We start from the raw sequence: 18,654 nt of genomic DNA on the forward strand, positions 1-18,654 counted from the left end.
CCTCCTATTTCAACTTATTTTTCTTCTTCGGTCGATTCTTGTGTGGGGTTCGAGTTGGTATTGAAGTTCAGTTGGAGTCCTGGTTTGTCGGTCACGATTTCTGTCACCTCATACGTCAGGCGTTTGACGATATCAAACAATGGCTCAACCAAACGATCAGTTTCAGCTTTTGTTAGATCTTCTCCAGAATTGACTTTACGATTCAAAATATGATTGACCTGTCCGACACGTCCTGACAAAACATAATCAGGGAACACTAATTGAAATTCTAGCCGGGCGCCAATAATACTGTTTTTTTCCATATATTCTTCATCTTTGACTTTTAACGGCGCAAAGCCGACATTCAATTTGGTTTCCATTTCTTTGTCTTTCGGTTTCATATCGAAATGATATGCTTCAACGATCGGTTGTTGTCTTTTTAATTCCACTAGATTCACACTCCTTATCTAAAAGTATAGCATAACCTTTTCTTTGAGCCTACTGTATTCTTTAGACAATAAAAAAAAACGGCGAGTGCCGTTTTAATTTGCTTCTTTTAGTGTTGCTAGATAATCCAAGGCATCTTGGACATTGGCGATCGGAACGATTTTCATATCCGTGTCTAACTTTTTCGCTGCTGCTACTGCCTCTTCATAATTTGTTTTGATGGAAGGATCTATTTCACGCTCTTCGTCAGTGATTTCATCATCTGGGGCAAAGAAGATTTCTGCACCACTTTCACTGGCACTCGCTACTTTTTTATCGATCCCACCGATTCGACCAACGGTTCCGTCAGCTGAGATCGTTCCTGTCCCAGCTATGTTGTGGCCTTTACGTAGGTTATCTCCGGTCAACTGTTCATAGATTTCAAGGGTGAACATCAAACCAGCGGAAGGTCCTCCGATATTGCCAGAATCGATCACGATCTCTTCATCAGAAGTGATCTCTGTATGATCGACGAGGGAGATGCCGATACCGGCTTTTTGATTGCTCTCCAGTTCAATTAGTTTGCCCGTTGCTTCTTTTTCTTCGCCATCTTGCAAGTAAGTCACGGTGATTTCATCACCAATGGTTTGACTTTGGACGTAGTCGATAAAATCTTGACTGCTTTTAAATTCTTTACCATTGACTGCGGTGACGGTATCTCCAACGGATATTTTCCCAGCAAAGCTGGAATTTGGATCGATCCCCATGACATAGACCCCTTTATAGGTCATTTCATAAGGTAAGTCTGCTAGCTTTAATGCTTGCTCAATCGCACTATTTTGCGAGGATTCCATATAGTAGCGTTGAATGCGGTTGTACTCCTCATCTGTCGCACCGCCTAAAAGTTCTTCCTCACTGATCAAGTCTTGGAATTCATTGAATTTCGTTCCAATCGCTGTGAACACGGTAGCTTGTCGAATCCCAACACTGGTCAAAGAAAAGGAGCCGGCTGATGTGTCTTCTTTTTGATTGACGGTAATCAGCTCTTTTAAATCGATCGTTGCTCCTGGTTGCTCGATATAATAGGGAATCGGCAAAAAGGCACAAGCGGCGATGATTAGCGCTAAAACAAACAGGAGGAAATATTTGATCGTTGATTTAAGATTCATTGGTATCACGCTTCTTTACTATAGCATCGTAGATATTTTGAGGTAAATATTCGGCAACATCGCCGTTAAAGGTCAAGATTTCTTTCAACAAACTGGAACTGATGAAACTGTGTTTTGCGTCTGCTAAAAGAAAAACGGTCTCTAATGAGGGTTCTAGGTGATGGTTCATCTCCATGATGTCCCGCTCATATTCATAGTCTTTCACACTACGAATGCCTCTTAGCAGAAACTGAGCACCTAGTTTTTTTGCGATCGTAACCGTCAGCTCCGTTTCTTGTGCCAGAATCTTGACGTTAGGAATATGGGCGAGGGCTTCTTCGATCAAATGAACTTTTTCTTCACTCGTAAAAAAACTTTTTTTATTGGTATTTGTAAAAACACCCACGATCAGTTCATCAAAAAGCGTGGCTCCTCGCTCGATCAGGTCAACATGACCGGACGTCAATGGGTCAAAACTCCCTGGAAATAAAGCAATCTTTTTCACGTTATCCCTCATTTCTATAGATCGTCACTGCCGATATGCCATAGGTTTGGGCACGGTCCAAATGCAACGAGCCGATTTGTTCTGGTAAGTCGATGGACTTGTCTGTTTCGCAAACTACGTATGCAGACGGACGAATCAATTCATCCTTCAGCATAGCTTCTAACTGTTGCAGAATCTCTTGCTTTGCGTATGGTGGGTCTAAAAACAAATAGTCAAAACTTTGTCCCTCAGCTGCAAACTGCCGTAAAGCTTGATTCGCATCCATTTTTAACACCGTGAACTTTTCGGGTTCTTTGGTTATAGCAATATTTTCGCGGATCACTTTGGTTGCTGGAAAACTACGGTCGACACAAACCGCATGATTGGCACCACGAGAGACCGCTTCGATAGCCAAGCCCCCGCTTCCACTGAATAAATCCAGTACAACTCCTCCATCTAAATATTGCCCTAACATGTTAAAAATCGCCCCTTTTACTTTGTCTGTCGTGGGGCGAGTGTTGTCTCCAGCGAGACTTTTTAATCTGCGGCCACCATATTCTCCGGCTACTACACGCATACGTTTTTCCCTCCAAGATCTTCGTAAATACAAATATAGCACTGTTTCTATAAATAGCAATAAAAAAATGGCGGTGACTCAAGGCACCCCCACTTTTTTATTACACGTTTTCTGCCAATCGAATCATCGTATTTTTTTCTTCGATATCAAACCCTTCGTCTTTCACTGGATAGGCTGCTGACGTACCAATTTTTTCAGCAAAATCCATTTCGACATCTGGTCGATAGGAAGCTTCAACTTGTCGAACAAAGTGAAACTGCTCGATTTTTGTTTTTTTGCTTTCGTATTCTTCTTCGTTCAAATACATGACCACGTATTTCATCTTGCGTGACACATAATGAACAAAACCAAAACGACGCAAATTCTTTAGTTGACGTAGGCTGTAAACCCATACGATCAATCCTCGACGCTTTTGCATCGTAAAAGGCTCTTTATCCTCGTGCATGACAATTTCCTCCACAACTTGATTTTGATTGAAAAAAGGGACTCCCAGCGTCCACTTTGACAGAGGGAGAAAAACAAGTAGAGATCGCCACAGTCAGTTCATCCAGCAAACGCTGCAGTTGTGTTTCACTCCAGCGATACTCACTTACTTGTTCATTAAGATCCAACTGCCGCTTGGCTGTGCGCAACGCCCGTTTTTTTTCTTTGAAATCAGGCGCATACTCACCGTAAGCTTCAATTCTTTCAAAATCTAGTTTTTTTTCTAAAAACGATCGCATCAATGTCTGAACATCAGGGTCTTGATGCATGACCTGTTTCGCTTTTTGATAGGTTTTACACGTTTCACTTGCTTTGATTGCCTTCACAAGTGCTTCGATTTGATCTTCAATCTCAAAAAGGCTTCATCGTAAATCATCTGACGTACTATCCTCGGTCCCTTCCACATCTTCTTGCACTAAGACTACCATATTTGCTTCAGAAAAAGCAATTCCTATCTTTTCTGATTGTTCATGGGTCAGGCGCTCAGTAAATCTTGGATTACTGAACCAAGATAAAATCGTAAAAGTTGGATCATAAACAGGCGCTTCGAAGATTGAAGCAGATGCTTCCAATTCCTTTTCCGCTAACAACTCTCGCCATTCGTCATTCGATAAGACAAAATTACTTGTCTTTTCCGAAGAAAGTGCTCGTTGATAAGAATGGATTCGTTGAGAAGTCAAATAGTCTGATAGGTTATTCGTCAAATTAAATAAAAGTCCAGCTGCTTCTTGATGTGTTTGGGTATCTTGTGAGAAGCTGTCTAAGCCGATTTGCTGGCGAATTTTATCGATGATAACAAACGCCAGGGTCTCTTTTTCAAGGTTGGCTTGGGCTTGGTCAATTGTTTGCGAAACTTGAAACAGCGGTCGCTGCCCTTCCGTCAAGGGATAAGGTGCCAGTTTAAGTAATGTGGTCTGATCCAAGTAAGTGACGGCTTGCAGTTGGGCAGTCTCCTGATCAAAGAACAAAACAGCAAATGTCCCGTTGTCAAAAGCCACTAATGGACGGTAGTTCATATCTTCTTCCATCAATTCGAAACTGATCGCACGATCATTTTGTGTCAAGGTAAAGTTAGGATAGATCATGGTCAACTCCGTCAAGTCAGTCAAGGTCATGCCCATCGTAAAAGGTGCCAGGGAAGAGCCCCCGGCGCCGATTACTTTGATTGCTTGCACACTTTCACCATCGGTATTGATCTCAACATACTGTTGATCGTCTAATTGATTGTAGACCCGAATTTCAAACTCGTAACCTGATCGATATGTTTGAACTGGAAGACCATAGACTTCTTCGAAATCCGAAACAGGTTCCCCGATCAATTCAGCTAATCCTTGAGCTGCGATTGGTTCGTAATTCATGTTTGTTGGTGCTTTGATTGGGTTTTCGATCGTCACTCTTGAATCTGAAGCGTTTTGCATGAAAACTGGCTGCAAATACACGATTATTAGGGCTAGGACAAATAAGCCGCAAAACAATAATCCTCTTCGCTTCATCTGTGGATCGACTCCTTACTTCTCTTTGACTTCAATCAAAAGATCTCCTGACTGAATTGGTTCCCCATCGGTTACATACACATGTTCAACTACGCCTGAGAAGCGGGCTTCAACCGAAGTTTCCATTTTCATCGCTTCCGTGACCATCAAGGTTTGTCCACGCGCCACCCGGTCGCCTTTTTTGACTAATACTTCTAAAACTGAGCCACTCATCGAAGCACCGATCTGTTCTTTGTTCGTTGGCTCTGCTTTACGTTTCGTTTGAACAGAGCTGATGATTGAGTTGTCCTTAACGACGATTTCTCGGCGTTGTCCGTTCAAGTTAAAGAAGAGTGTTCGGTTGCCTTCAATATCTGGCTCACCGATCTCATCTAGACGAATGATCAAGATTTTGCCTTTTTCTAATTCAACATTGATCGTTTCACCTAAGCGCATGCCGTTAAAGAAAGTTGGAGTATCAAGAACTTTCACATCTGCAAACTGTTCATAAGCTTTTCGATAATCAAGGAAGACTTGCGGATACATCAAGTAGCTCAAGACTTCTTCATGTTTTGGTTCATAGCCGATTTTCTCCGCTAGTTCTTGCTTCACATCAGCAAAATCAACTGGCTTCGCGAATGTTCCAGGACGTTCGGTAAAGGCTGGGCGTCCTTTCAAGATAATGCGCTGTAATTCTTTCGGGAAGCCACCAACTGGCTGACCTAACTCACCTTGGAAGAATGTAATTACTGACTCAGGGAAGCTTAATGTATCGCCTTTTTCAAAAACATCTTTCTCAGACAAGCCATTTTGAACCATAAAGAGTGCCATGTCCCCAACGACTTTCGAAGAAGGCGTCACTTTCACGATGTCTCCAAACATCATATTGACTTCATGATACATTTCTTTGATTTCATCCCATTTTTCGCCTAAACCAACGGCTTTGGCTTGCTGCTGGAGATTGGTATATTGTCCCCCCGGCATTTCATGCTTGTACACTTCCGTTTGAGGTGCGTTCAAGCCATTTTCAAAGGAATGGTAGTACATGCGGACATCTTCCCAGTAGTGGTTCAACTGTTGGATATTGTCTACATTGATTTCTGGGCAGCGTTCGCCGTTCAATAGTGCATAATACAAACTACTCATACTTGGTTGACTCGTTGCGCCACTGACCGCTGACATAGCGACATCCACGATGTCAACACCGGCTTTAGTAGCTGCTGAGTAAGTAATGATCCCATTTCCACTCGTATCATGGGTATGCAGATGAATCGGCACATCGATCGTATCCTTTAGCTCACTGATCAAACGATAAGCCGCTTGCGGTTTTAATAATCCAGCCATATCCTTGATAGCAATGATATGGGCACCAAGGTTTTGCAATTCTTTCGCCATATCTTTGTAGTATTGTACTGAATATTTTTGACGGGTCGGATCATTGATATCCCCGGTATAACAAATCGTTGCTTCTGCAATTTTTCCTGTATCGCGAACGGCTTGAATACTTTTCTCCATTTGTGGAACCCAGTTTAAACTATCAAAGATTCGGAACACATCAATTCCTTGCGCTGCAGATTCTTTGATGAATTCTTCCAATACATTGTCTGGATAATTGGAATATCCCACAGCATTGGAGCCTCTAAACAACATTTGCAACAAAGTATTCGGCATTTTTTTCCGGAACATCCGCAATCTTTCCCATGGATCTTCTGTTAAGAAACGGTAGGCAACGTCGAACGTTGCTCCACCCCACATTTCACTTGAGAACAATTGTGGCAGACCAGCTTCCGTCATCGCGGCAATTTTCTTAAAGTCATGGGTTCTTACACGAGTTGCCAACAAACTTTGATGGGCATCTCGGAAGGTTGTATCCGTCAGTAAGACATTGTTTTGTTGACCGATCCATTCAACGACACCCTCGGCACCTTTCGTATCTAAAATATTTTTGGCGCTGACAAAATCAGGCGTTGCTTGGATGTGTTGTGGCATCCGTGGCTCATTATAAAATGGTTTCTTTTGTTTTTCGATCCCCGGAAATCCATTGATGGTAATTTCCCCGATATACTTCATGGTTTTGTTTCCACGATCACGAATCCGAGGGAAATTGAATAGTTCCGGCGTATTGTCGATAAAGGTGGTTTTGGCTTCACCCGAACGAAAGGCTGGATGAGAAACGACATTTCGCATGAAGAGAATGTTTGTTTTTACCCCACGTACACGAAATTCTTTCAAACAGCGCATCATTTTCTGAATCGCTTGATCAAAGGTTGCCGCATGTGTACAGACTTTTACAAGCAGTGAGTCGAAATACGGGGTTACCACCGCACCGGCGTAAGCATTTCCAACATCTAAACGAACCCCAAACCCACCCGGAGAGCGGTAGGTATCGATCTTACCAGTATCCGGCATAAAATTATTCGCTGGGTCTTCTGTCGTCACGCGACATTGGATCGCAACACCCTCAAAGCGAATATCTTTTTGTTCAGGAATCCCGATTTCTTTATGCAGATCCTTGCCTTGTGCAATTAGTATTTGTGTCGTCACGATATCTAAATTGGTGATCATTTCAGTGATTGTATGTTCCACTTGGACCCGAGGGTTCACTTCGATAAAGTAAAATTTATCGCCTTCAACTAAAAATTCCACTGTTCCGGCATTGATATAGCCAACATGCTTCATTAATTGAACGGCAGCTTGACAAATTTTTTCCCGTTGTTCAGTCGTCATTGACACACAAGGTGCCACTTCGACTACTTTTTGATGACGGCGCTGAACGGAGCAGTCACGTTCAAATAGATGGACGACATTTCCGTGCGTATCCCCTAGAATTTGCACTTCAATATGTTTTGGATTACTAATATATTTTTCAACGTAAACTTCGTCACTACCAAATGCCGCTTTCGCTTCACTTTTGGCACGTTCGTAGCCATCACGTGCTTCTTTTTCGTCATGAGCGACACGCATACCTCGACCACCGCCGCCAAGAGCTGCTTTGATCATGATAGGATAGTCATGTTCGTCAGCGAATGCTAAAACGTCGTCAATCGATGCCACTGGACCGTCAGATCCGGGAATGGATTGAATCCCCGCCTCGATTGCCGCTGCTTTTGCTTTGATCTTGTCGCCAAAAATATCTAAGTGGTGAGTGGATGGTCCGATGAAAATCAAACCTTCTTCTTCACAGCGCTGAGCAAAGCCCAGGTTTTCTGATAAAAAGCCGTACCCTGGATGAATCCCTTCGGCCCCGGCTTTTTTCGCTGTGCGAATAATATCTTCAATGTCTAAATACGCATCGATCGGTCGTTTGCCTTTCCCCACTAAATACGCTTCGTCTGCTTTAAAGCGATGGACAGAGTATTCATCCTCTGCAGCATAAATACCGACTGTTTTGATTCCTAACTCCGCACATGCGCGGAAGACACGGATCGCGATTTCTCCACGATTGGCAACAAGAATTTTCTTCATCTAATCCACTCCATTCAATTGATCAATAATTCAAATAATATTGTTTCCTCTTTTCTTCGGCACTGATATTTAATACAAAACCAATACAAATCGACAGCATCAGCAAACTTGACCCACCCTGACTTAAAAACGGAAAAGTGATTCCCGTCAATGGGATCAAACCAGTGATCCCCCCTAAGTTGATGAAAATCTGAGACATAAATAATGTCCCTATGCCGATACACATCATGGAATTAAAGGGATCTCTTGAACGGATACCGACAAGAAAGATCCGTCCCACCATATAGAACAAAACACCTAAGATAATGATCGATGGGATCAAGCCTAATTCTTCCATAACGATCGAAAATATATAATCGGTGTGCGCTTCGTTTAAGAAGCCACGTTTTTGGATACTATTTCCAAGTCCGCGTCCGAAAAGCCCACCGTTGAACATTGCGTAATACCCATTAACCATTTGATGACCTGTATTGTATTCATCCGCAAATGGGTTTAAAAATGATGAGAAGCGACTATAGACATAATCAGGTAAAAGCTTTCCACCAGTTAAATTTACCAAGAAGACGATCAATGTACTGCCTACGATTCCTGCCACACCTAATATCAGGGTATACAGGTAATTCAGACCACTAGATAATAAAACGACAAAAGCCAGTAGCATGACGATCACAGCATTCCCGAAGTCGGGATAAAAGGCCATGATCCCGGTGTAGACGAAGACGATTCCGATTGGACGCCAAACCGTTTTCCAAAACTCTTGTTGGATACCTTTTTGACGATAGGAAAGAGTCACAGATAAAAACCAGATGACAATAAATTTCAAGTACTCAGCTGGTTGAATGGAAAAGCCCGCAATCGTTAACCAACCATGTGCCCCGTTTCTTCTTGGGAAAAAGAAGGCAGCGATCAATAAAAACAAAATGACGATCATGGCGATCTGGACAAATTTTTTGTTCCGAAAAACATCCGTTTTCATTTTATACATGACAGTGATTGCTACTAGACTCAACAACCAGAATATTGCTTGATTGATGACGTAAGAAGCAGCTGTGGTCGGTTGTGTGGCGGTCATCGCAACATAGGATGTGGAGCTGTAGACCATCATCAAACCCGTAACACACATCACTATATAAGGCAGTAAAATACTATAATCTAATAAATGTCTTTTCTTTACTTTTTCTGGCAAGTTTATGCCTCCTTGCCGATTTCAGGTGTCCGCTGGTCTTCATAGACCTCGCTGTACAATTGGTTCAGATCTTTTTCGAGATCCGCCATCAATTGTTGTCCTGTTTGATTATCGACGATCCCCAAGCGGATCGCAAATGCCACTTGCCGTGATAGACCATACATTTGGGTATCAACCACTTCTTCAAATGCTTTGCATTGTGCGATACATAAACTATTTTCTTGGTTTCGGATCAGCTTTTTGATTCGTTCTGCGTCATCTCTAAGCAGATCTAGCGCTTTTGTAGAATCGATGTGCTCCATTCCGGTCCCCCCATTTCTTCGTTTCACCATTATAGCATATTCTCTCTGGCTTTTGCATCATTAGATTGCATAGAAATACGTAAATGACGAACTTTAACGAGTATATTTTCAAAAAGTTCGTTTTTTAGCGAAGATCGTTCGTTTTTCCAATTTTTCATTCGTTTTATTTTCATGAATCACGCTAATATCCGTGAAACAAACGTCCACTGTGGAACATAACGCAAAAAACGTCCTTTACTAAAATTTAAGAAAAGCTGTTCTATCAACTTTTCTTAAAAATATTCCTGTTACTTTTTCCACAATTTATTTTTTAAAAAAAGAACAGGTCCAAAAGTCCCTGTTCTTTCACTTTGCATGAAAAGAAAAATCGTTTACCTTGTTTCGTCGCCGATCTTGCCATCTCCATTGATGTCCTCATCGGAAAGACGTTCGACTTCTTTAATAAAACCTTCGCTCATCTCTTGATAGTTCTGCTCACCAACGACCGCATCATCAGGAATTTGATCGACATTCGCAAAAAACTCAATATGATTGTGTAGATTTTCAAAGCGCATAGGAGCATCTCCGCCGTATTCACCATCAAGGTTGATCATTAATCGATTGACCTGCTCTGGCGCGTCTACTTCAAGAAAAGATGTTTTCGTATAAATCAGACGACGATCGTTGATGTGCTTGCCACCATTCATCATTAAAGCAACTAAGTGGACAATCTCAAAAATATTGGCCGTTTTGACAATGATCAACGAAAATTTCCCATCGTCAAGCTTTGCATCAGGCGCAATCTGTTCAAAGCCTCCCACTGAATTCGTCAGCCCTAAAAAGAACATCGACGCTCCGCCAATGTATTCTCCGTCTTCATACTTTAGATGCATTTTGATCGGTTTGACACGAGGGAGTAATTCCGCTCCTTTTGCTAGATAAGCTAAGTAGCCAAAAACACTTTTCAACTCAGAAGGAACATCATAGGTCAGTTCTGTTAAGTGTCCGCCAGCAGCGATGTTGATAAAATACGTGTTAGGTGTTTTTCCAACATCCATCTTCACCGTTTGCTGCTTCAAAATCACTTCCGCAGCTGCTTTGATATCTGTACGGGGAATCTTTAGTGCTCGTGCGTAGTCATTGGTCGTGCCTCCAGGAATGATCGCCATTTTTGGTCGCTTTTCTAAAGGAGCGATCCCATTGACGACTTCATTGATCGTGCCATCACCACCGGCAGCTACCACCAAATCAAAACCAGCTTCGCCAGCTCTTCTTGCTTCATCACGGGCGGAAAATGGTGCAGCGGTCGTGGCAAACGCACTCGCCTCATAACCGCCTCTTTCCAAAACATCTAAAATATCTGCTAAATTTTTTCGAATCAATTCTTTCCCAGATGTCGGGTTATAGATTACTCTTGCTCTTTTCATCGCTTGCCTCTTATCGCTTTGCTAGTTCTTCTTGCAACAGCTTGTTCACAACGCCTGGATTCGCTTGTCCTTTGGTTGCTTTCATGATTTGACCAACTAAGAAACCAACTGCGCGGTCTTTTCCGTTTTTGAAGTCATCGACGGATTGTTGGTTGTTATCTAATACTTCATTGATCATTGGTAGTAATTGCGCAGGATCTGATAATTGGATCAATCCTTTGGCTTTTACGACTTCTTCAGCGTCGCCGCCGTTTGTGATCAATTCTTTGAAGACTTTTTTCGCAATCTTCGAACTGATGGTGCCATCGGCGATCAAACGAATCATTCCCGCTAAATTGTCTGGGGTTAATTTTGTTTCTGGCAGTTCCAATTTTTCACTGTTCAGATACGCTGAAACTTCCCCCATCAACCAGTTAGAAGCTTGTTTGGGATCAGCACCGGCATCAATGGTTTTTTCAAAGAAATCGGACATTTCTTTTGATAAAGTCAAGACCATTGCATCGTATTCTGGTAAGCCCAATTCAGAGATGTAACGGGCACGACGTTTTTGCGGCATTTCTGGCAAGCTTTGACGTACCCGTTCGATCCATTCATCATCGATCACAAATCGTGGGATATCTGGTTCTGGGAAGTAACGATAATCAGAAGAACCTTCTTTGACACGCATCAATAAAGTTTTGCTGGTTGCTTCATCAAAACGACGAGTTTCTTGTTGGATCTCGCCTCCAGAAAGCAATACTTTGGCTTGGCGTTTTTCTTCAAATGCTAAACCTTTTTTCACGAAGGACATAGAGTTTAAGTTTTTCAATTCTGTTTTTGTTCCGAATTGTTCTTGGCCGTAAGGTCGCAACGAAATATTGGCGTCGCAACGCATGGAACCTTCTTCCATCTTCACATCAGATACTTCTGTAAACAAGATGATTGAGCGCAATGCTTCTAGATACGCATATGCTTCTTCTGGTGAACGCATATCTGCTTCGGAAACGATCTCGATCAAAGGGGTTCCTTGACGATTTAGATCAACATAAGAATAACCGCCTTTGCCGTGCATGTTTTTCCCGGCATCTTCTTCCAAATGAACTCGCTCAATGCGGATTTTTTTCTTTTTACCTTCCACTTCGATTTCAATCCACCCATCATGACCTATCGGTTGATCGAATTGTGAAATTTGATAGGCTTTTGGATTATCAGGATAGAAATAGTTTTTGCGGTCGAAATGTGTTTCTTTTGAGATTTCACAATTCAACGCAAGCGCAGCTTTCATCCCAAATTCGATAGCCGCTTTGTTCATTACTGGTAAAACACCTGGATAGCCCCAGTCGATCACATTCGTGTTGCTATTTGGTTCAGCGCCAAAGTGAGCAGGTGCTGGAGAAAAAATCTTTGATTCTGTTTTTAATTCTACGTGGACTTCAAGCCCAATGACTGTTTCGAAGTTCATGCCTTATCCCCTCCTAAAATCACTGGTTTTTTCGTGTGGAAATCAGTTGCTTGTTCAAAGGCATAAGCCGCTTTATACATGGTTGCTTCATCAAAATGTTTCCCAATGATCTGCAAGCCGACAGGCAGTCCTTCAGAAAAACCTGCTGGAATCGACATCCCTGGCAGTCCTGCTAAGTTCACAGGAATGGTTAAAATATCATTCAAGTACATAGTGATCGGATCATTGATATTTTCTCCAATACCAAATGCTACCGTTGGGGAAGCTGGGCCAATGATCAAGTCGTATTGGCTGAAGACCTTATCGAAATCTTGTTTGATCAACGTTCGTACTTGACCGGCTTTTTTGAAGTAGGCATCGTAGTAGCCAGCACTTAGTGAAAACGTACCTAACATGATCCGACGTTTTACTTCTTCCCCGAATCCTTCACTGCGCGAATTAACATAGACATCTTCTAAATTGCTGACATTTTCTGAACGGAAACCGTAACGGATGCCGTCAAAACGTTGCAAATTAGAACTTGCTTCTGAAGAAGCGATGATATAGTAAACAGCTACCCCATACTTTGAATGTGGCAAGCTGACTTCTTCCACGGTCGCTCCTAACGCACGGAAAGTGTCTGCAGCTTTTAAGATCGCTTCTCGGACGCCCGCTTGAATTCCTTCGCCTAAGTATTCTTTTGGCAAAGCAACTTTCATGCCTTTGATATCACCAGTCAGACCTGCTGTAAAATCAGGAACAGCTGCCCCGGCTGACGTACTATCTTTTGCATCAAACCCACTGATGGCATTTAATGCGATGGCATTGTCTTTCACACCACGGGTCATTGGACCAATTTGATCTAACGAAGATGCAAACGCGATCAAACCAAAACGAGAAACCCGTCCGTATGTTGGCTTCAACCCGACGATTCCATTGAAAGCTGCTGGTTGGCGAATCGAACCACCCGTATCGCTACCTAATGATAAGGGGATTTGTCCCGCTGCAACGGCAGCCGCCGAGCCACCTGATGAACCACCAGGTACTTTTGTCTCGTCCCAAGCGTTTTTTGTTTTCTTAAAGAACGACGTTTCCGTACTCGCCCCCATCGCAAATTCATCCATGTTTAACTTACCTACTGGAATCATGTCTGCTTGGTAAACTTTGTCCATGACGGTTGCATCGTAGATTGGGTCAAAGTTGCCTAAAATTTTAGAAGCAGCTGTTGTGCGTAGATCTTTGGTAACAATGTTATCTTTGATCCCAATGGGAATCCCTGCCAACACATTGCTTTCAGTGATACCTTTTTGATCGATAGCTTGCGCTAACGCATGGGCTTTTTCTTCGTTCAATGCAAGAAACGCATCGACTTTTGGCTCTGTTTCTTTAATGCGAGCAAAGGTTTTGCTCGTTAGATCTGTCGCAGTGATTTCTTTTGATACTAATAAGCTATGCAATTCTTCTAAGCTTTTATTATATAGTTCAGTCATTAGGCACCCGCCTCCCCATTGTCAATGATTGCAGGCACTTTAATAAAGCCTTCTTCAGATTCTGGAACATTTTTCATTAATTCATCACGGTCCCAGCCACCGGTCGTTACATCTTCACGCATCACATTGATCGTTTCTGCGACATTCGATGTGAATGGTACTCCTGTGGTGTCCACTTCTTCAAGTGTTTCAACCATATCAATAATTTTTCCTAGCTGAGAGGTAAACTCATGTAATTCATCGTCTGAGAATGAAAGTTTTGCTAGTTTGGCAACGTGTTTGACTTGTTCTTCGCTGATCGCCATAAAATCCTCCTCTTTCTCGTATCCGTAATCTACGTTTACGTTTTTCCAATGTATTGTATCATTTTTTTAACAAATCATGAAATAGAATTTGAAAATTATCAAATATAATTGCAAATAAAAGCAGAAATCATTTCTTTCCTCGTATTGCAGGGAAGAAATGATTTCAATTAGACAAGAAGAAACAACTGCTTCTCGTCTGTGACAATACTTAACAGTTATTGTTCTGCCGAATGACTGCCTTCGATCGCAGCCACCATTTGAGCTTCATCCCAAACGGTAACGCCTAGGGACTGGGCTTTGGTCAGTTTACTGCCAGCCTCTTCCCCGGCAACAACGATATCAGTCTTTTTCGACACACTTCCGGTGACTTTTCCACCAAGGTTTTCGATTCTTTCTTTGGCTTCTTCGCGGGTGAAATGACTCAATTTCCCTGTCAAAACGACTGTTTTCTCTTTAAATGGCGACTCCACTTCTTCCAATTGATCCGTTCTCAGCCCTAGATAAGCAAAGTTAACACCCGCTTTTTCAAGTTCATCTAAAAGGTCGTGAACTTCTTGATTGTCAAAATACGTAACGACACTTTCTGCAATTGTAGCACCAATGGTTTCCAACGAAATGATCTCTTCTTCTTTGGCTTTGCTAAGGGTCCGAAGGTCACCAAAATGTTCCGCTAAAATCCGAGCCGCTTTGGCACCAACATGACGGATGCCTAGCCCGAAAATCAAGCGCTCAACTGAATTTTCTTTGCTTTGATGGATGGCACGCAAAAGGTTATTAGCTGATTTCTCTTTGATTTTATCGAGGGTCAGCAATTGTTCTTCTGTTAAAAAGTACAAGTCGGCCACATCTTTGACTAAGGATTTATCGAACATTTGCTCTAAAACACGTGGCCCTAAACCATCAATATTCATAGCATTTCGGGAAACAAAGTGGCTTAAGCCCTCTTTAATCTGCGCTGGACACTTCGGATTGATACAACGCAAGGCAACTTCTTCATCTAAATGGATCAGCTCACTCCCACATTCGGGACAATGTGTAGGCGCTTCAAAGGGTTCACTTGTTTCCGTGCGTTTTTCTTCCAAGACTTTCGCAACCTCTGGAATAATGTCCCCCGCCTTATAGATGATGACCGAATCGCCAATGCGAATGTCTTTCATTTTAATGAAATCTACATTATGGAGACTAGCACGGCTGACCGTCGTTCCAGCAACACGAACAGGAGTCATAACAGCGGTCGGTGTCACAACACCCGTCCGTCCCACGGTCCATTCGATCGTTTCGATCACTGTTTCCGCTTCTTCCGGTGGAAACTTATATGCCGCCGCCCATCGGGGTGCTTTTACGGTAAAGCCTAACGCATCTTGATCTTTAAAATTATTGACTTTGATGACTACGCCGTCAATCTCATACGGGAGCTCACTGCGCTTGTCATGAAACTCTTCGATATATGCCCACACTTCATCGATGGTGTGACACACTCTGCGTTCGTGATTTGTACGAAAGCCTAATTGATCCAGTTCATTCAATGCTGAAAATTGATCATTAGCTTCAATTGGACCAAAGTCAGCAAGTGTGTATAAAAAGGTGCTCAAGTTTCTTTGGGCTGCGATCCGAGTGTCTAATTGACGTAAGCTTCCAGCAGCTGCGTTTCTCGGATTGGCAAAAACCTCCACCCCTTCTTCTTCTCGCTGTTGATTCAATTTCAAAAACGAAGCCTTTGGCATATAGCATTCGCCACGAACTTCCAACGAGATCGGTTCTTTTAATTTCAGTGGGATCGATTTGACAGTCTTTAGGTTTTCTGTAATGTTTTCACCTACCGTACCATCTCCTCGAGTCGCTCCCCGAACAAAGCGCCCTTCTTCATATTTCAAGGAAATTGACAATCCATCGATCTTTAACTCGCAGACATAATCTACCGCTTTCCCCAATGCTTTTTGAACACGAGCATCAAAAGCCACGATTCCTTCTTTGTCAAAGACATCGTTCAGGCTATAAAGTGGGATATCATGGGTGACTTTTTCAAAGCCAGGTAAAATGATGCCGCCTACTCGTTGGGTGGGCGAGTCTTCGGTTATTAGCTGCGGATAATTGGTTTCAATTTCAACCAGTTCTGCATACAGCTGATCATAGAGATAATCTTCAACAGAAGGTTGATCTTTTACATAGTATTCGTACGCGTACTGATTTAATTGCGTACGCAGCTCTTCTGCTCGTGATTGGATTTCTTTTGAAGGGACATCCATCCTAATATCCTCCTTATTTTTCAACTTTTTCAATCGGCGCAAAGGCCGCCAACAATCGTTTGACGCCTTGTTGTGGGAACGCCACATCTAATTCGATGTCTTGCGCGCTGCCAGTCGTCCGAACGACCGTACCGATTCCCCATTTTTTATGTTGAACTTTCTCGCCTACTTGCCATGTATTACCAGCTGCAGAGGTCTGTTGCTTAGAAGCGACGGTCGTTTGACGCGGCTGTGTATAGCTCGGTTTAAAGACTTTTGGTTGAAACGGTGCAGCAGCTTTCGGTTGTGAACGCTCGCCTAATGATTGCAGCAGATCTTGTTCAATCTCCTCGATAAACCGTGACGGACGATTGTATTGGGTACGACCGTATAATGTTCTGGAAAAAGCGTTGGTCATAAAGAGCTCTTCCTCAGCACGAGTGATTCCCACATAAGCAAGGCGCCGTTCTTCTTCGAGTTCGCTTTCTTCCATTAAAGCCCGAGAAAGCGGGAAGATATTTTCTTCCAAACCAATCAAGAATACCACTGGAAACTCCAGTCCTTTTGCAGCATGCAAGGTCATCAACGTCACTTGACTACTTTCTTCTTCATAACTATCGACGTCTGACAATAAAGCTAAGTCATTTAAGAAAACACTCAACTTCTCATCTGGTGCATCTGCATCGTCTTCGTTTTGCGCCTCAAATCGTTTATCGAATTCTTGGGTAACCGATAAAAATTCTTCCAGGTTTTCAAGTCTAGCTTGTGCTTCTAAATTATTCTGGTTGACTAACTCTTGACGATAACCCGTCTTTTCTAATATTTCTTTCGTCAGTTCAGTTACTGAGAGGTAAGGAACCATTTGGGCGAAGCCATCCATCATCATCCCAAAGCTTCCTAATTCTTTGCCGGCCTTTCCAGAAATATTCGCCAACTCGACGTTCATGGCTGCTTCTAGCAATGACCACTCATGAAGATTCGCAAAATCTCGTAGTTTTTCGACGGATGTCGCACCGATCCCACGTTTTGGTACATTGATGATTCGTTCCAAGCTGATGGAATCACGAGGATTGGCGATCGCCGATAAATAAGCCAAAATATCACGGATTTCTTTGCGGTCATAGAACTTTCTGCCGCCGACCATCGTATAAGGAACGTTGGCTTTTAAAAGCATTTCTTCAATGATCCGTGACTGGGCGTTGGTCCGATACAAAATCGCAAAATCACCGAATTTACGGTTCTTTTCTGCAATTTGTTTCTGCATTTCACTGACGATAAATCGCGCCTCATCTCGTTCACTATCCCCGCGATAATAAGTGATTTTTTCCCCATCACGATTTTCTGTCCACAGATTTTTGTCTGGGCGGTTGCGGTTATTTTTGATTACTTGGTTTGCCGCATTTAAAATCGTTTGCGTTGAACGATAGTTTTGCTCTAACAATATCGTTGCGGCATCCGGATAGTCTTTTTCAAAGTCTAAAATATTTTGCATGTTGGCGCCACGCCAACCGTAAATACTTTGGTCCGCATCCCCAACGACACAAAGATTTCGAAAACGAGCGGCCAATAAATTGACTAGCGTGTATTGGGCATGGTTGGTATCTTGGTATTCATCGACATGGATATAGTGGAATTTCCGTTGATAAAATTGCAGCGCATCTTCATTGTCTTGGAAGAGGCGGATCGTATTCATGATTAAATCATCGAAGTCCATGCATTGATTATTACGCAGCTCTTTTTGATATTTTTCATAACAACGACCTACGATTTGCTCAAAGAGACTACCTTCCATGGCTTGGTAAGCTTCAGGTGTCAACAGCTCATTCTTTGCATGAGAGATCGTTCCCAAAATAGAACGAGGATCATATTTTTTGGGATCGATATTCAATTCTTTTAATACTCGTTTCATCAGCGTATTTTGCTCAGAAGAATCAATGATAGTAAAATTCTTCGAATACCCGATTCGATCAACATCCCTGCGCAAAATTCTGACACACATCGAGTGGAAGGTTGAAACCCAAACGTCTTCACCACCCGATCCTAATAGTTGACTGACCCGTTCTTTCATTTCACGTGCCGCTTTATTCGTAAATGTGATGGCTAAAATATTCCATGGATTTACATTTTTTTCTTCTATTAAATAGGCGATTCGGTGGGTTAGGACACGGGTCTTCCCGCTTCCTGCCCCTGCCATCAGCAGCAACGGCCCTTCCGTATGCATAACGGCTTCTTTTTGCCGTGGATTCATGCGTTTAAGTAATTCACTTTTGGATGACATGCTTTTAA

16 protein-coding genes are annotated in these 18,654 nt (G+C 42.6%); all 16 read right to left on the reverse strand.

The window, feature by feature from the left end; all coding sequences use genetic code 11:
- Nucleotides 1–14: 14 nt before the first annotated feature.
- The gene (locus CXM95_RS09515; RefSeq protein WP_008380094.1) at nt 15–428 is read right to left on the reverse strand and encodes a DUF1149 family protein; all 414 of its coding nucleotides are present in this window, start codon (nt 426–428) and stop codon (nt 15–17) included.
- Between the two features lie 93 nt (nt 429–521).
- Nucleotides 522–1,574, reverse strand: a complete 1,053-nt coding sequence (locus CXM95_RS09520) for a SepM family pheromone-processing serine protease (protein WP_008380096.1) — start codon at nt 1,572–1,574, stop codon at nt 522–524.
- Nucleotides 1,564–2,058, reverse strand: coding sequence for a pantetheine-phosphate adenylyltransferase (gene coaD / locus CXM95_RS09525; protein WP_005231326.1), 495 nt, complete (start codon nt 2,056–2,058; stop codon nt 1,564–1,566). Before coaD ends, CXM95_RS09520 begins: the two co-directional genes overlap by 11 nt.
- A 1-nt stretch (nt 2,059) precedes the next feature.
- Nucleotides 2,060–2,614 (reverse strand): 16S rRNA (guanine(966)-N(2))-methyltransferase RsmD, encoded by a 555-nt coding sequence (gene rsmD / locus CXM95_RS09530; protein WP_086299401.1) that lies wholly within the window; start codon nt 2,612–2,614, stop codon nt 2,060–2,062.
- Nucleotides 2,615–2,714: 100 nt separating this feature from the next.
- Entirely contained in the window at nt 2,715–3,059 is a 345-nt protein-coding gene (locus CXM95_RS09535; RefSeq protein WP_005235753.1) for a YlbG family protein, read from the reverse strand.
- Nucleotides 3,046–3,423: a YlbF family regulator gene (locus CXM95_RS09540; RefSeq protein ID WP_233499033.1), complete on the reverse strand. Its 378-nt coding sequence runs from the start codon at nt 3,421–3,423 to the stop codon at nt 3,046–3,048. Before CXM95_RS09540 ends, CXM95_RS09535 begins: the two co-directional genes overlap by 14 nt.
- 36 nt (nt 3,424–3,459) lie before the next feature.
- Nucleotides 3,460–4,590, reverse strand: coding sequence for a CAP-associated domain-containing protein (locus CXM95_RS09545; protein WP_005235750.1), 1,131 nt, complete (start codon nt 4,588–4,590; stop codon nt 3,460–3,462).
- 15 nt (nt 4,591–4,605) lie between these two features.
- Nucleotides 4,606–8,034, reverse strand: a complete 3,429-nt coding sequence (locus CXM95_RS09550) for a pyruvate carboxylase (RefSeq protein ID WP_005235747.1) — start codon at nt 8,032–8,034, stop codon at nt 4,606–4,608.
- A gap of 22 nt (nt 8,035–8,056) precedes the next feature.
- Nucleotides 8,057–9,220 carry an FtsW/RodA/SpoVE family cell cycle protein gene (locus CXM95_RS09555; RefSeq protein ID WP_005235746.1) on the reverse strand — a complete coding sequence of 388 codons (1,164 nt, stop codon included), beginning with the start codon at nt 9,218–9,220 and terminating at the stop codon, nt 8,057–8,059.
- Nucleotides 9,221–9,222: 2 nt separating this feature from the next.
- The gene (locus tag CXM95_RS09560; RefSeq protein ID WP_008380108.1) at nt 9,223–9,522 is read right to left on the reverse strand and encodes a YlaN family protein; all 300 of its coding nucleotides are present in this window, start codon (nt 9,520–9,522) and stop codon (nt 9,223–9,225) included.
- Nucleotides 9,523–9,893: 371 nt separating this feature from the next.
- Nucleotides 9,894–10,928 (reverse strand): diacylglycerol kinase, encoded by a 1,035-nt coding sequence (locus CXM95_RS09565; protein ID WP_005235735.1) that lies wholly within the window; start codon nt 10,926–10,928, stop codon nt 9,894–9,896.
- Nucleotides 10,929–10,938: 10 nt separating this feature from the next.
- Nucleotides 10,939–12,369: an Asp-tRNA(Asn)/Glu-tRNA(Gln) amidotransferase subunit GatB gene (gene gatB, locus CXM95_RS09570; RefSeq protein ID WP_005225979.1), complete on the reverse strand. Its 1,431-nt coding sequence runs from the start codon at nt 12,367–12,369 to the stop codon at nt 10,939–10,941.
- A complete protein-coding gene (gene gatA / locus CXM95_RS09575) occupies nt 12,366–13,838 on the reverse strand; it encodes an Asp-tRNA(Asn)/Glu-tRNA(Gln) amidotransferase subunit GatA (RefSeq protein WP_101699061.1) in 1,473 nt (490 codons plus the stop codon). The genes gatB and gatA overlap by 4 nt, the downstream gene beginning before the upstream one ends.
- Nucleotides 13,838–14,143, reverse strand: coding sequence for an Asp-tRNA(Asn)/Glu-tRNA(Gln) amidotransferase subunit GatC (gene gatC / locus CXM95_RS09580; RefSeq protein ID WP_005225977.1), 306 nt, complete (start codon nt 14,141–14,143; stop codon nt 13,838–13,840). Before gatC ends, gatA begins: the two co-directional genes overlap by 1 nt.
- A 215-nt stretch (nt 14,144–14,358) precedes the next feature.
- Nucleotides 14,359–16,389: an NAD-dependent DNA ligase LigA gene (gene ligA / locus CXM95_RS09585; RefSeq protein ID WP_034872674.1), complete on the reverse strand. Its 2,031-nt coding sequence runs from the start codon at nt 16,387–16,389 to the stop codon at nt 14,359–14,361.
- 13 nt (nt 16,390–16,402) lie between these two features.
- Nucleotides 16,403–18,646, reverse strand: coding sequence for a DNA helicase PcrA (gene pcrA / locus CXM95_RS09590; RefSeq protein ID WP_101699062.1), 2,244 nt, complete (start codon nt 18,644–18,646; stop codon nt 16,403–16,405).
- Nucleotides 18,647–18,654: the final 8 nt, after the last annotated feature.

This window comes from Enterococcus sp. CR-Ec1 (genome assembly GCF_002850555.1).
GTDB classification, from domain to species: Bacteria; Bacillota; Bacilli; order Lactobacillales; family Enterococcaceae; genus Enterococcus_D; species Enterococcus_D entomosocium.